General features: G+C 73.7%; 2 protein-coding genes. Both read right to left on the bottom strand.

The window, feature by feature from the left end:
- Positions 1-7,637 (bottom strand): amino acid adenylation domain-containing protein (locus tag BCL76_RS38165; RefSeq protein ID WP_109784095.1); only part of this gene is annotated, 7,637 nt, incomplete at its 3' end.
- Positions 7,637-14,962: non-ribosomal peptide synthetase (locus tag BCL76_RS38160; RefSeq protein WP_146228523.1), on the bottom strand; the 7,326-nt coding region annotated here is incomplete at its 5' end. The genes BCL76_RS38165 and BCL76_RS38160, both read right to left, overlap by 1 nt.

The following is a 14,962-nucleotide window of genomic DNA, read 5'->3' as shown; positions in this document are numbered from 1 at the left end:
TCGAACAGATCCGCCGACGCCACCACCGAACCACGCAACCCCGCAGGAACACCCACCCCGTCGAACACCTCCGTGACGGAAGCATCCAGGTCGAATTTGGCGCTCGAGGTGCCGGCCGGGAACCCGGCGGTCCGCAGGTCCGGCAGGTCGAGGACGGCTTCGGCGGTGTTCTGGACCTTCAGCATCACCTGGAACAGCGGGTGCCGGGCGAGGGAGCGGGCCGGGGCGAGTTCCTCCACGAGCTTCTCGAAGGGGACGTCCTGGTGGGCGAAGGCGGACAGGCTCGTCTCGCGGACGCGGCCGAGGACCTCGCGGAAGGTCGGGTCCCCGGACAGGTCGGTGCGGATGACGAGGGTGTTGACGAAGAAGCCGACGAGGTCGTCGAGGGCTTCGTCCGTGCGGCCGGCGTTCGCCGAGCCGATCGGGATGTCCGTACCCGCGCCCAGCTTCGACAGGAGCATCGCGAGGGAGGCCTGCAACACCATGAAGGGGGTGACGCCTTCGGCCCTCGCCACCTCCACGAGGCGGGCGTGTGCGTCGGCGGGAACGGTCAGGGGGATGTTGTGGCCGCGGTGCGAGGGTTCGGCGGGTCGCGGCCGGTCCACCGGGAGTTCGAGTTCCTCGGGGGCGTCCGCGAGGGCCGTGCGCCAGTGGGTGACCTGGCGGGAGATCAGGCTGTCCTCGTCGTTCTCGTCGCCGAGGAGGTCCCGCTGCCACAGCGCGTAGTCGGCGTACTGGACCGGCAGCGGCTGCCACGCGGGCGTGTCGCCGGCGCGGCGGGCGGTGTAGGCGGCGGACAGGTCGCGTGCGAGGGGTTCCATCGACCAGCCGTCGCCGGCGATGTGGTGCACGGCGAGGACGAGGGCGTGCTCGTCGGGGCCGGTGGTGAACAGCCAGGCCCTGACGGGGATGTCGGTGGTGAGGTCGAAGGGCTGGGCGAGTGCGTCGGTGACGGCGCGGTCGAGCTCGTCGGGGGCGATGTCGGTGACGGTCGGTGCCCAGTCGAGGCCGGCCGGGTCCAGGATCCGCTGGTAGGGCTCTCCGTCGGCGGTGTCGAACACCGTCCGCAGGACCTCGTGGCGGCCGATGACGTCGCGCAGGGCGGCGTCGAGTGCGGCGTGGTCGAGGGCGCCGGAGAGGCGCAGGGCGACGGGGATGGTGTACGTGGCGCCGGGGCCGTCGAGTTGGCCGACGAACCACAGGCGGCGCTGGGCGGAGGAGAGCGGGATCCGTGCGGGGCGGTGGGCCGGGGCGAGGGCGGTGCGCGCGGTGCCGGTGGTGTCGAGTGCGGCCGCGAGGCGGGCGGGTGTGGGCCGGTCGAAGAGGGTGCGCAGGGTCGTCTCGGTGCCGAGGACCGTACGGATGCGGCTGACGAGCCGGGTGGCGAGCAGGGAGTGGCCGCCGAGGGCGAAGAAGTCGTCGTCGGGTCCGACCTGTTCGAGGCCGAGGACGTCGGCGAAGACGCCGCAGAGGAGTTCTTCGCGGAGGGTGGCGGGGCGTCGTGCGGCGCCGGTGGTGTAGTCGGGTGCGGGCAGGGCTGCGCGGTCGAGCTTGCCGCTGGGTGACTGGGGCAGGGCGTCCATCATGACGACGGCCGCGGGCACCATGTGGGCCGGCAGGCGGGTGGCGATGAAGTCGCGTATGTCGGCGGGGGTCTCGGCGTGCGGTGGTGCGGGGACGACGTAGGCGATCAGGCGCCGGTCTCCGGGGGTGTCCTCGCGGGCGACGACGGCTGCCTGGGCGATGGCGGGGTGGGCGGTGGCCGCTGCTTCGATCTCGCCGGGTTCGATGCGGTAGCCGCGGATCTTGACCTGGTCGTCGGCGCGGCCGAGGTAGGTGAAGCGGCCGTCGGTGTCCTGGCGTACCAGGTCGCCGGTGCGGTACATCCGCTCGCCCTGCTCGTACGGGTTGGCGACGAACCGTTCGGCGGTGAGGGCGGGGCGGTTCGCGTAGCCGCGTGCCAGGCCTGCGCCCGACACGTAGAGCTCTCCGGGGACGCCGGGGGGCACGGGGGCGAGGCGGTGGTCGAGGACGTACGCCCGGGTGTTGGGCAGGGGGCGGCCGATGAGGGGGCGGTCGCCGTGGGCGGCCTGGGCGGTGTCGTGGCACAGGACGTGCACGGTGGCCTCGGTGGGGCCGTAGAAGTTGAGGCCGAGGGTGTCCGGTGCGTCGTGGAGTCGCTGCCAGAGGGTGGTGCCGACGGCGTCGCCGCCGAGGAGGAGGGCGCGGGGGCGGTGGGTGGCGGTGTCGAGGAGGCCTTCGTCGAGGAGTTGTTCGGCCTGGACGGGGGTGAGGGCCATCAGGTCGACGCGCCGGGTGTCGGCGTAGCGGGCGAGTGCGGTGCTGTCGCGTCGTATGTCGTCGGGGACGATGTCGAGTTCGTGTCCGGCGACCATCCAGAGGAGCAGTTCCCAGGAGGCGTCGAAGGAGAGGGAGTAGGTGAGTGCCACGCGCATGCGCGGTCCGGGGCGGTCGATCGGGCCGGTGCGCTGGAAGGCGGCGAGGTTGGAGAGGCCGCGGTGCGGGACGGTGACGCCCTTGGGGCGGCCGGTGGAGCCGGAGGTGTAGATGACGTACGCGGCCTGCTCGGGCCGGATGTCGACGTTCAGGGGGCTGTCGTCGGGGCCAGCGAGGTCGCCGAGGCCGTCGGCGGCGGTGTCGTCGAGGAGGACGACGGGGGTGTCGGTGGCGGGCAGGACGTGGGCGGTGCCGGGGGCGGCGATCAGGACGGCGGGGGCCGCGTCCTGGACCATGTGGGCGATGCGGTCGGCGGGGTAGGCGGGGTCGACGGGCAGGTGGGCGCCGCCGGCCTTGAGGACGGCGAGGAGGGCCACGACGGGGGCGGTGCCGCGTTCGAGGCAGACGCCGACGACGGATTCGCTTCCGACGCCCTGGCGGGCGAGCAGGCGGGCCAGGCGGTCGGCGCGGGCGTCGAGTTCGGCGAAGGTGAGGCGGTGGCCGTCGGCGGTGAGGGCGGTCGCGTCGGGGGTGCGGGCGGCCTGGGCCGCGAACAGGTCGGGGACCGTGGCGGGGGCGACGTCGGTGGTGGTGGCGTTCCAGTCGTTCACGATCCGGCGTCGGCGGTCCTCGTCGAGGACGTCGATCGCGGAGAGGGGCAGGTCGTCGGCGCCTTCGGCGGTCGCGGTCAGGGCGTCGAGGATGCGGTCGAGCGCGGTCCGCAGGAGGGCGGTCACCTCGTGGGGGTCGACGTCGGTGTGCGCGTCGACGGCGAGGGACAGGGTGGTGCCGTCGTCGTCGACGGACACGGCCAGGGGGTAGTTGGAGCGCTCCTGGGCGAAGAGGGTACGGATGCCGTCGATGCCGGTGCCCTGGCCGGTGGTGGCGCGGCGGTAGTTGAACAGCGAGCTGAACAGGGGGGTGTCGCCGGTGGTGCCGGCGGCCCGCTGGGCGGTGGTGAGGGGTGCGTGTTCGTGTTCCAGGAGGGTGGTGAGCTGGTCGCGCAGGGTGTGGAGGGCGGCGAGGGTGCCGTGGTGGCCGGTGTGGACCCGTACGGGGAGGGTGTTGATGTACGGGCCGGGGGCCGGGCGCGTGGTGTCGGCGGTGCTGAGGCGTCCGGACAGGACGGTGCCGAAGACGACGTCGTCGCGGCCGCTGACGGCGGCGAGGACCCGGGCCCAGGCGAGGTGGAGGAGGGTGGCGGGGCCGGTGCCGTGCTGGTGGGCGAGGCGGCGCAGGCGGTCGGTGAGTTCGGGGGCGAGGTCGGTGCGGGCGCGGGTGGACGCGGAGCCGTCGCCGTGGACGTCGGTGAGTCCGTAGGGGGCGGTGGGTTCGGTGACGTCGCCGAGGAGTGCGGTGAAGTACCGCTCGTGGTCGTGGTGCGCGGCGCCGGATCTGGCGCGGGCGACGAAGTCGCGGAAGGGGGCGGGTTCGGGCAGGTCCGCGCCGTGGCCGTCGAGGACGGCCCGTACTTCGTCCAGGACGATCCGCAGGGCTTCGTGGTCCTGCACCATGTGGTGGGCGCGGACGAGGGCGAGCGGGCGCGGGTGCGCGGGGCCGTCGGCGATGGTCAGGTCGAGGAGCGGGGCGCGGGTCAGGTCGGTGGTGGTGCCGGCGGCGGTGAGGAGCTGTCGTACGGGGTCGCCGGCCTCGGGGTCCGGGGTGATCTCGGTGACGGGCAGGGTGGCGTGGCGCCACACGACCTGGACGGGTTCGCGGAGTCCTTCCCAGACGATGGCGGTGCGCAGGATGTCGTGGCGTGCGAGGACCTGGCGGAGGGAGTCGGTGAAGGCGTCGAGGAGGGCACGGGAGGCGAATTCCAGAACGGTGGGCTGGATGTAGGCGTCCTGGCCGCCGTCGGCGAGCAGGTGGTGGAAGAGGAGGCCCTCCTGGAGGGGGGCGAGGGGGTAGACGTCGGCGATGTTGGCGGCGCCGCCGTCGACGGAGGCGGCCACGGTGGCGAGTTCCTCGGTGGTGAGGTCGACCAGCGGGAGCATCTCGGGGGTGACGGCGGTGGCGTCGGCCGGGATCGCGTTGGCGGGGATCTCGGTGCGGGTGGTGCCGGCGGCCGCGGCGAGGCCGGCGGGGGTGGGGGTGTGGAACAGGGCGCGGACGGTGAGGTCGGTGCCGAGGGCGGCACGGGCGCGGCCCATGAGTTCGACGGCGAGCAGGGAGTGGCCGCCGAGGGCGAAGAAGTCGTCGTCGGGTCCGACCTGTTCGAGGCCGAGGACGTCGGCGAAGACGCCGCACAGGAGTTCTTCGCGCGGGCCCGCGGGTGTCCTGCCGGGGGTGGCGGTGTGGGTGGGTGCGGGCAGGGCGTTGCGGTCGAGCTTGCCGTTCGCCGTCAGCGGCAGTGCGTCCAGCACCAGAATCGCAGCTGGAACCATGTGACCCGGCAGGCTCGCGGCCAGGTGGGCGCGTAGCTCTGCGGCATCGGTCGTCTCCTGTCCGTGGGTGGGGGTCGTGTAGGCCACGAGCCGCGGGTCGCCGGGGGTGTCCTCGCGGACGACGACCGCGGCGCGGGCGACGTGGGCGTGGCGTTCGAGGGCGGCTTCGATCTCGCCGGTCTCGATGCGGAAGCCGCGGATCTTGACCTGGCCGTCGGTGCGGCCGAGGCAGGTGAGGACGCCGTCGGGGCGCTGTCGGGCCAGGTCGCCGGTGCGGTAGAGGCGTCGGCCGGGGGTGAAGGGCGAGGCGACGAACCGTTCGGCGGTGAGGGCGGGGTGTCCGAGGTATCCGCGGGCGAGTTGGTCGCCGGCGAGGTAGAGCTCTCCCGTGGTGCCGGGTGCGACGGGTCGCAGTCGCTCGTCGAGGACGTAGGCATGGGTGTTGGCGAAGGGCCGGCCGATGACGACGGGGCCTTCGGTGATCCGGGCGGCGGTGGCCCAGACGGTGGCCTCGGTGGGTCCGTACAGGTTGACGGCGGGGATGCCGAGGGCGTGCAGTCGTGCGGCGAGTTCGCCGGGGAGGGCTTCGCCGCCGACGAGGGCGCGTACGGAGGCGGGCAGGGCGCCGGTGTCGAGGAGGGCGCGCCACAGGGAGGGGACGGCCTGGAGGGCGGTGGCTCCGCTGGTGCGGACGAGGTCGAGGAGGGCGTGGGGGTCGCGGACGGTGTCGCGGTCGGCGAGGACGACGGCGGCGCCGTTGACCAGGGGCAGGAACAGTTCGAGGGCCGCGATGTCGAAGGAGACCGTGGTCACGGCGAGGAGCCGGTCGTCGGTGGTGAGCGGGACGTGTGCGGCGACGGCGTGCAGGTGGTGGACGAGCGCGTGGTGGTCGACGACGACGCCCTTGGGGCGGCCGGTGGAGCCCGAGGTGTGGATGACGTACGCGGGGTGGCGGGGCAGGAGGGCGGCGCGGCCGGGGAGCTGCCCGGTGCGGGGGCCGGCGGGGGTGGTGCGGGCGGGGTCGTCGACGGTGACGACAGGGGTGCCGGCGAGTGCCGCGGCGGCGGTGTGCGCGGTGGTGGTCAGGACGCAGACCGGTCGGGCGTCGTTCAGCATGTACGCGATGCGGTCGTGCGGGTAGTCGGGGTCGAGCGGCAGGTAGGCGCCGCCGGCCTTGGTGACGGCGAGGAGGGCGGCGACGAGGTCGGCGCCGCGTTCCATCAGGACGGCGACGACGGTCTCGGGGCCGACGCCGTGGCCGGCGATCAGGTGGGCCAGTTCTTCGGCGCGCGCGTCGAGTTCGGCGTAGGTCGAGGTGGTGTCGCCGTCGACGAGGGCGGTCGCGTCGGGGGTGCGGGCCGCCTGGGCTTCGAAGAGGTCGGGCAGGGTCGCGGCGGGGACGTCGGCCGTCGTGTCGTTCCAGGTGTGCAGGATGCGGTGGAGTTCGCTGTCGTCGAGGAGCGGTACGTCGCCGACGCGGGTCCGGGGGGCGTCGGCGAGGAGCTCGGCGACGCGGGCGAAGCGCCGGGTGAGCGTACGGGCCGTGTCGGCGTCGAACAGGTCGGCGGCGGCGATGAGGGTGCCGTGCAGGCCGGCGGGCGTGCCGTCGGCGGCGAAGGTCTCGCCGAGGGTGAACTCCAGGTCGAACTTGGCGGCGGAGTCGCCGACGGGCAGCGCTTCGGCGTGGACGCCGCGCAGTCGCAGGGCCGCTTCGCCGGTGTTCTGCAGCATGAGCATGACCTGGAACAGCGGGTGGCGGGCCAGGGAGCGGGTGGGGGCGAGGTCCTCGACGAGCTTCTCGAAGGGGACGTCCTGGTGTTCGCGGGCCGCGAGGGCCGTCTCCTGTGCCCGGGCGAGCAGTTCGCGGAAGGTCGGGTCGCCGGACAGGTCGGTGCGCAGCACGAGGGTGCTGACGAAGAAGCCGACCAGGTCGTCGAGGGCCTCGTCGCCGCGTCCGGCGTCGACGGTACCGATCGGGATGTCGGTGCCGGCGCCGAGTCGGTGCAGCGTGACGGCGAGGGCGGCCTGGACGACGGTGAAGAGGGTGACGCCTTCGGCGAGGGCGAGCCGCGCGAGGCGGGCGTGCGTCTCGGCGGGCAGCCGGAAGGGGACGGTGTGGCCCGTGTGGCCGAGCGTGGCGGGGCGCGTGCGGTCGTAGGGCAGGGCGAGTTCTTCCGGCAGGTCCGCCAGGGTGGTGCGCCAGTGGGCGCTCTGGCGGGCGAAGAGGCTCTCGGGGTCGTCCTGCGCGCCGAGGAGCTCGCGCTGCCACAGGGTGTAGTCGGCGTACTGGATCGGCAGCGGCTCCCAGGCGGGGGCCGTGCCCGCGGTGCGGGCCGCGTAGGCGGTGGACAGGTCACGGCCGAGGGGGCCCATGGACCAGCCGTCGCCGGCGATGTGGTGGACGGCCATGACGAGGACGTGGTCGTCGGGGCCGGTCGACAGCAGGCGTGCCTTGAGGGGGAGTTCGGTGGCGAGGTCGAAGGCGTGGCCGACGACGTCGGCGGTCTCCCGGTCGAGCGCGGTGGGGTCGGCGGGGTCGACGTCGCGGGTCTCCAGGTACCAGTCCTGTTCGGCGGCCGGCAGGACCCGCTGGTGGGGCTCGCCGGCGGTGACGCCGTAGACGGTGCGCAGGATCTCGTGGCGTCCGATCACGTCCCGCAGGGCCGCCTGGAGCGCGTCGCGGTCCACGGGGCCGCGGAGCCGCTGCGCGACCCGGATGTTGTAGACCGCGGACGGGCCCTCGAGCTGGGAGATCAGCCACAGCCGACGCTGCGCGAAGGACAACGGGATCATCAGGACTCCTCCTGGTTACGCATCGGCCGCAGCGCGGGCCTAGCAGAGCTCACATTTCCAAGCTGTCGTACGAGGCCGGACACGGTCCGTGCCGTGAGGAGCACCCGCAGGGGCACCTCGATGCCGAGCGCCGTGCGCAGGCGGCCGGTGAGGCGTGCGGCGAGCAGGGAGTGCCCGCCGAGGGCGAAGAAGTCGTCGTCGACGCCGACCTGTTCCAGGCCGAGGACGTCGGCGAAGGCGGCGCACAGGGCCTTCTCCCGGTCGGTGACCGGTGCGCGGCCGGTGCCGGGGGCCGGGCCGTCGTCGGGCAGGGCGGCGCGGTCGAGCTTGCCGTTGGGCGTCAGCGGCAGGGCGTCCAGCAGGACGACGGCGGACGGCACCATGTGCTCGGGCAGCCGCTCCCTGGCGAAGGCGCGCAGGTCCTCGGCGAGTGTCGCACCGGCTTGGCCGTCGGTTTGGCCGTCGGGGACGGCGTAGCCGACGAGCCGCTTGCCGCCGGGGGTGTCGTCGCGGACGACGACGGCGGCCTGGGTGACGGCGGGGTGGGCGGCCAGGACGGCGCGGACCTCGCCGGGTTCGACGCGGAAGCCGCGGATCTTGACCTGGTCGTCGACGCGGCTGGCGAAGACCAGCCGGCCCTGGGGCGTCCAGCGGACCCGGTCGCCGGTGCGGTAGAGCCGCGCGCCCGCCCCGTCGAAGGGGGAGGCGACGAAGCGCTGCGCGGTCAGGCCGGGGCGGCCGGCGTAGGCGCGGGCCAGGCCGGCGCCCGCGATGTACAGCTCGCCGTCGACGCCGACCGGGACCGGGGCGAGGCTGCTGTCGAGGACGTACACGCGGGAGTTGGTGATGGGGGCGCCGATGGAGGGTGTGCCGTCGTCGTCCGTGGTCAGTGGGTCGGACATCGTCGCGCACACGGTGGTCTCGGTCGGGCCGTACGCGTTGACGAAGCGGCGGCCGCGTGACCAGCGGGCGACGAGTTCGCCGCCGAGAGCCTCGCCCGCGGAGACCAGGGTGGTGACGGGGGCGAGGTCCTCGGGCGCGAGGACGGACAGCACGGCGGGCGGCAGGGTGGCGTGGGTGACGCCGTGACGGGCGACGAGGGCGGCGAGTCCGCCGTCGGGCAGCAGGGTCTCGGCGGGGGCGACGACGAGGCGGGCGCCGGAGCACAGGGCCATGACGAGTTCCCAGGTCGCCGCGTCGAAGCCCGGCGAGGCGAACTGCAGGACGCGGCTGTCGGCCCCGACGTCGAAGTGCTCGATCTGGGCCGCGACCAGGCTGGCCACGCCCTCGTGGGTGACGACCACGCCCTTGGGGCGGCCCGTCGAACCCGAGGTGAAGATCATGTACGCGGGGTGGGCGGGGCGCAGGCGTGTTCCGGTCACCGGTGCGGCGTCCAGCGCCTCGATCCGTGCCGCGAGCGGCTCCTCGTCGAGGACGAGGACCGGCACGCCGGTCCCGGCCGGTACGGCGGGCGCGCACAGGGCCGAGGCGAGGACGGTCCGCGCGCCGGACTCGGCCAGCATGAACGCGATGCGTTCGGCCGGGTAGGCGGGGTCGACCGGCAGGTAGGCGCCGCCGGCCTTGAGGACGCCGAGGAGGGTGACGATCAGGTCGATGCCGCGTTCGCGCACGACGGCGACCACGGACTCGGGGCCGACGCCCCGGCCGGTGAGGAACCGGGCGAGGCGGTTGGCCCGCGCGTCGAGTTCGGCGTACGTGAGCTCGGCGTCGTCCGCCGCGACGGCGATGGCGTCGGGGGTGTGGCGCACGCGGGCCGCGAACAGCTCGGGCACGGTCGCGGCCGGCACGTCGGCGGCCGTGTCGTTCCAGTCGGCGAGCACCTGGTGGCGCTGGTGGGTGTCGAGGACCCGCACGGTGCCGAGCGGCCGGTCGGGAGCGCCGTCCAGGGCCTTCCCTGCGGCGTCCACCAGTTCGTCGAGGGCGGTGCGCACCAGGGCGACGACCTCCTGCGGGTCGACCGGGGCGACGGCGTCGACCATGAGCTCGAGCCCGTCCTGGGCTTCGTCGACGAGCAGCGACAGCGGGTAGTTGGTGCGTTCGCGGGTGAACAGCAGACGGGTGCCCGGCAGGGAGGTGTTCCAGCGCGTGTCGGAGTCCTCGCCCGTGCTGCGCCGGTAGTTGAGGCAGGCGGTGAACAGCGGGGCGTCGCCGTCGATGGCGGCCGCCCGCCGGGCCACGGTCAGAGGTGCGTGCTCGTGCTCCATGAGGCGGGCGAGCTGGCCGCGCATGGCGGTGATCGCCTCCAGCGCGGCGGACCGGTCGGTGCGCACCCGTACGGGCAGGGTGTTGATGAACGGTCCCGGGACCCGGTCGGCGCCCGCGCCGGCGTTCATCCGCCCGAACAGGACGGTGCCGAACACGACGTCCTCTCGGCCGCTGACCGCGGCGAGCACCCGGGCCCAGGCCACGTGCAGCACGGTCGCGGTGCTCACGCCCGCACGCCGCGCCACTTCGCGCAGCCGTACGGTGAGGTCGGGTCCGGCGGCCAGCCGCGCCCGGGTCAGGCTGGCCCCGTCGCCGTGGGCGTCCGCCAGGCCGTACGGGGCGGTGGTCTCGCCGACGTCGCCGAGGACTTCGGCGAAGTACCGCTCGTGCTCGGCGCGTTCGACGCCCCCACGGGCCTGGGCGACGAACGTCCGGAACGGCAGCGGGTCGGGCAGGGTGTCGCCGCGCCCGGCGAGGAACGCGGTCACCTCCTGGAGGAGCACGTCGAGCGCGGTGCCGTCGCGGACCATGTGGTGGGCGCGGATCAGCGCCAGCCACCGCTCGGGACGCTCCTCGCCGGGCACGGCCGCGCGGTGCACGTCGAGCAGCGGAGCCGTACCGAGGTCCATGCGCGCGCCGCCCGCGTCGACGAGGTCGGCGACGGCGTCGGTGGTGCCGGGGTCGAGGACGACGTCGGTGACGGACAGTTCGGCGTGGCGCCGGACCACCTGGACGGGTTCGCGGAGCCCTTCCCAGGCGTACGAGGTGCGGTAGATGTCGTGCCGGTCGACGACGTGCCGCAGGGCGTCGGTGAACGCGTCGAGCCTCTCCCGGGAGTCGAACTCCAGGACCGCCGGCATGACGTAGGCGTCGTCGCCGCCGTCGGCGAGGAGGTGGTGGAAGAGGAGGCCTTCCTGGAGGGGGGCGAGGGGGTAGATGTCGGCGATGTTCGCGGCGCCGCCGTCGACGGTGGCGACGACGGTGGCGAGTTCGTCCTCGGTGAGGTCGACCAGCGGCAGCATCGCGGGCGTCAGGGCGGTGGCGCCCGCCGGGATCAGGTTGTCGGGGACGGTGACCTGCGGGGCGCCGGAGGTCGCGGCGAGGCTCGCCGCGGTCGGGTGGTCGAACAGGGCGCGTACGGAGACGGAGACCCCGCGGGCGCGCAGCATCTCGATGAGGCGGACCGCCACCAGCGAGTGGCCGCCGAGCTCGAAGAAGTCGTCGTCGACGCCGACGTGGTCGAGGCCGAGGACTTCGGCGAAGGCCGCGCAGAGGATCTCCTCGCGGACGTCGGCCGGTGCCCGGCCCGCGCCGGCGGTGGCGGCGAAGTCGGGTGCGGGCAGGGCCTTGCGGTCGAGCTTGCCGTTGCCGGTCAGCGGCAGGGCGTCCAGGACGACGACCGCCGACGGGACCATGTGCTCGGGGAGTCGCTGCCCGACGAACTGGCGGATCGTGCTGGAGAGTTCGGTTCCCGAATCGTGGTGGTCGACGGGGACGACGTACGCGACGAGCCTGCGGTCACCCGGGTTGTCCTCGCGGGCGACGACCGCCGCCTGGTCGACCAGGGGGTGGCCGGTCAGGACGCCCTGCACTTCGCCGGGTTCGATGCGGTAGCCGCGGATCTTGACCTGGTCGTCGGCCCGGCCGAGGAAGACGATCCGGCCGTCCGCCGTCCACTTCGCGCGGTCACCCGTGCGGTACATCCGCTCGCCCTGCTCGTACGGGTTGGCGACGAACCGCTCGGCGGTCAGAGCCTCCCGGCCCACGTACCCACGCGCCAGGCCGGCACCGGAGACGTACAGCTCACCGGCGACACCGGGGGCGACCGGGCGGAGGTTCGCGTCGAGGACGTAGAAGCGGGTGTTGGCGATGGGTGTGCCGACCGGGACGGTTCCGTCGGTGATCGCCTCGGCGGTGAGCCGTGTGGTCGCGATGCCGATGGTGGTTTCGGTGGGGCCGTAGTGGTTGTGGATCGCGCGCTCGCCCGCTGCGGTGAGCAGCTCGCGCAGCCAGACCGTCGAAGCAGCCTCGCCGCCGAGGACGAGCGACCGGGCGGGCAGTACGGCCTCGATGCCGGAAGCCGTCAGAGCGGCCAGGTGCGAGGGAACGGCCTTGAAGTGGTCGATGTCGTGCTCGGCGAGGTAGGCGGCGACCAGTCCCGGGTCGGTGACCGCACCCTCCTCCAGGATGTGGAGTTCGCCACCGGTGGTGAGACTCGCGAAGACCACGGTGTTACCGAGGTCCGTCGCCTGCGCCTGGAGCAGCGCATAGCGTGCGCCCTCACCCGCGAAGCCGAGGCGGTCGGGGACCGAGGCCGTGTAGTTCGCCAGGCCGCCGTGCGTGACCGCCACACCCTTGGGACGGCCCGTCGAACCCGAGGTGTAGATCACATACGCCAGCGACCGCGGATCGACCGAACGTCCAGAACGGCCGGTCGGGGCGGCGGCGAGCTGCATCTCCACGAACGTGTCGTCGATCGCCACCAGACGCGAACGACCCGCGGGCAGTTCGTCGAAGATCTCCTCCGTCGTCAGCGCCAGCGCCGCACGACTGTCGCGGAGCATGTACGCGATCCGGTCCGTCGGCTGCGCCGGGTCGATCGGCAGGTAGGCGGCACCCGCCTTCCAGACACCGAGGATCGCGGCGATCATGTCGGCGCCCCGCGGCAGGCACAGGCCCACGACCGCTTCGGCGTCGATGCCCTGGCCGATGAGGTAGTGCGCGATGCGGTTGGCCCGGGCCTCCAGCTCGGCGTACGAGACCGACGTACCGCCGGAGACGATCGCCTTCGTGTCGGGCATGCGGTCCGCCGACTGCTCGAACCGCTCGTGGACCAGCGCCGGTCGGCCCTCGATCGCCGTGTCGTTCCAGACCGTCAGGACCCGGCGCCGCTCCTCCTCCGGCAGGACCACGATCGAGCCGAGCGGTGTGTCGGGGCCGCCGTCGAGGGTGGTCTCCAGGGCGGAGAGAAGCCGGTCGGTGGCGGTACGGACGAGGACGCCGACCGCGAAGGAGTCGATGGGGGCGACGGAGTCGACCGCCACCTCGGTCCGGTCGCCGTAGTCGTCGACCAGGATGACCAGGGGGTAGTTGGTGCGCTCGCGGACCGAGAGCAGCTGCACGCCCTCCATGCCTTCGTCCACGGCCCGGCCGCTGTTGCGCCGGTAGTTGAGGAAGGAGGTGAAGAGCGGGGTGTCTCCGGTGACGCCGCTGGCGCGCTGGGCGACGACGAGGGGGGCGTGCTCGTGCTCGAGGAGTTCGGCGAGCTGTCCGCGCGTGGCGGCCAGGGCCTCGTGGGCGCCGAGTTCGCCGGTGCGTATGCGGACCGGCAGCGTGTTCATGAAGGGGCCCGCCACGCGGTCGGCGCCGTGGCCGGCGTTCAACCGGCCGTACAGCACCGATCCGAAGACGACGTCCTCGCGGCCGCTGACCGCGGCGAGCACCCGGGCCCAGGCGACGTGCAGCACGGTCGCCGTGCTGGTGCCGAGGCGCTGGGCGACACTGCGCAGCCTGTCGTGCAGCTCCGGTGCGAACGGCACGACCGCGTGGACGGTGTCGGCACCGTCGCCGCGCGCGTCGGTCACGCCGTAGGGGGCGGTGGGTTCGGTGATGTCGCCGAGGAGGTCGGTGAAGTATCGGGTGTGGTCGGTGCGTGCGGCCGTTGCGCGTACCTGGGCGACGAACGTCCGGAAGGGCAGCGGTTCGGGCAGGGTGTCGCCGTGGCCGGCGAGGATCGCCTCGACCTCGTCGAGGACGATCTGCAGCGCCGTGTGGTCGCGGACGGTGTGGTGCATGCGGACGAGGACCAGGTGGCGGTCGTCGGCGGGGTCGGCCGCGACGTGCGCGTCGAGCAGGGGGGCCCTACCGAGGTCCATGGTGCCGCCGGCGGTGGTGAGGAGCTGCTCGGTCGGGTCGCCGTCGTCTGCGTGGAGGGTGATCTCGGTGACGGGCAGGGTGGCGTGGCGCCGGACCACCTGGACCGGTTCGCGCAGGCCTTCCCAGGCGAAGGAGGTGCGGTAGATGTCGTGCCGGTCGACGACCTGCTGAAGAGCCGCGGCGAAGGCGGTGACGCGGTCGCGCGTGTCGAACTCGAAGACTGCCGGCATGACGTACGCGTCCTCGCCGCCGTCGGCGAGGAGGTGGTGGAAGAGGAGGCCTTCCTGGAGGGGGGCGAGGGGGTAGATGTCGGCGATGTTCGCGGCGCCGCCGTCGACGGTGGCGACGACGGCGGCGAGCTCGTCCTCGGTGAGGTCGACCAGCGGCAGCATCGCGGGCGTGAGCGCGGTGGCGCCGACGGGGATGAGGTTGTCGGGGATCTCCGCCTGGTGGGCGCCGTCCGAGGCCGCCAGGCCCGCGACGGTCGGGGTGTCGAAGAGGGCGCGGACGGAGATCGTGACGCCGTGGGTGCGGAGGGTTTCGATGAGGCGGACGGCGAGGAGGGAGTGGCCTCCGAGGCGGAAGAAGTCGTCGTCGACGCCGACGTGGTCGAGGCCGAGGATCTCGGCGAAGGCCGCGCAGAGGATCTCCTCACGGACGGTGGCCGGGCCGCGGCTGCCGGGGCCGGCGGTGTACGCGGGGGCGGGCAGGGCCTTGCGGTCGAGCTTGCCGTTGACGTTCAGCGGCAGGGCGTCGAGGACCACGATCGCCGACGGGACCATGTAGGAGGGCAGCCGGGCGGCGGCGAGGGCGGTCAGGAGCTGCGGCAGTTCGTCGGCCGCCTCGTCCTGGGCCGGCACGGCGTAGGCGACCAGGCGCTTGTCTCCCGGGGTGTCCTCGCGGGCCAGGACGGCGACCTGCGCCACCTGGTCGTGTCCGGCCAGGACGGACTGGATCTCGCCGAGTTCGATGCGGAAGCCGCGGATCTTGACCTGTTCGTCGGCGCGGCCGAGGTATTCGATCTGGCCGTCGGTGTTCCAGCGGACGATGTCGCCGGTGCGGTACATCCGCTCGCCGGTCTCGTACGGGTTGGCGACGAAGCGTTCGGCGGTCAGTGCGCTACGTCCCTGGTAGCCGCGGGCGAGCTGGACACCGGCGAGGTAGAGCTCTCCCGCCACACCCACGGGCACCGGAGAGAGCGCGGCGTCCAGGAGGTAGACGCG

The sequence above is a fragment of the Streptomyces sp. CG 926 genome, from assembly GCF_003148825.1.
Classification (GTDB): domain Bacteria; phylum Actinomycetota; class Actinomycetes; order Streptomycetales; family Streptomycetaceae; genus Streptomyces.
This window is presented reverse-complemented; position numbering and strand designations above follow the sequence as displayed.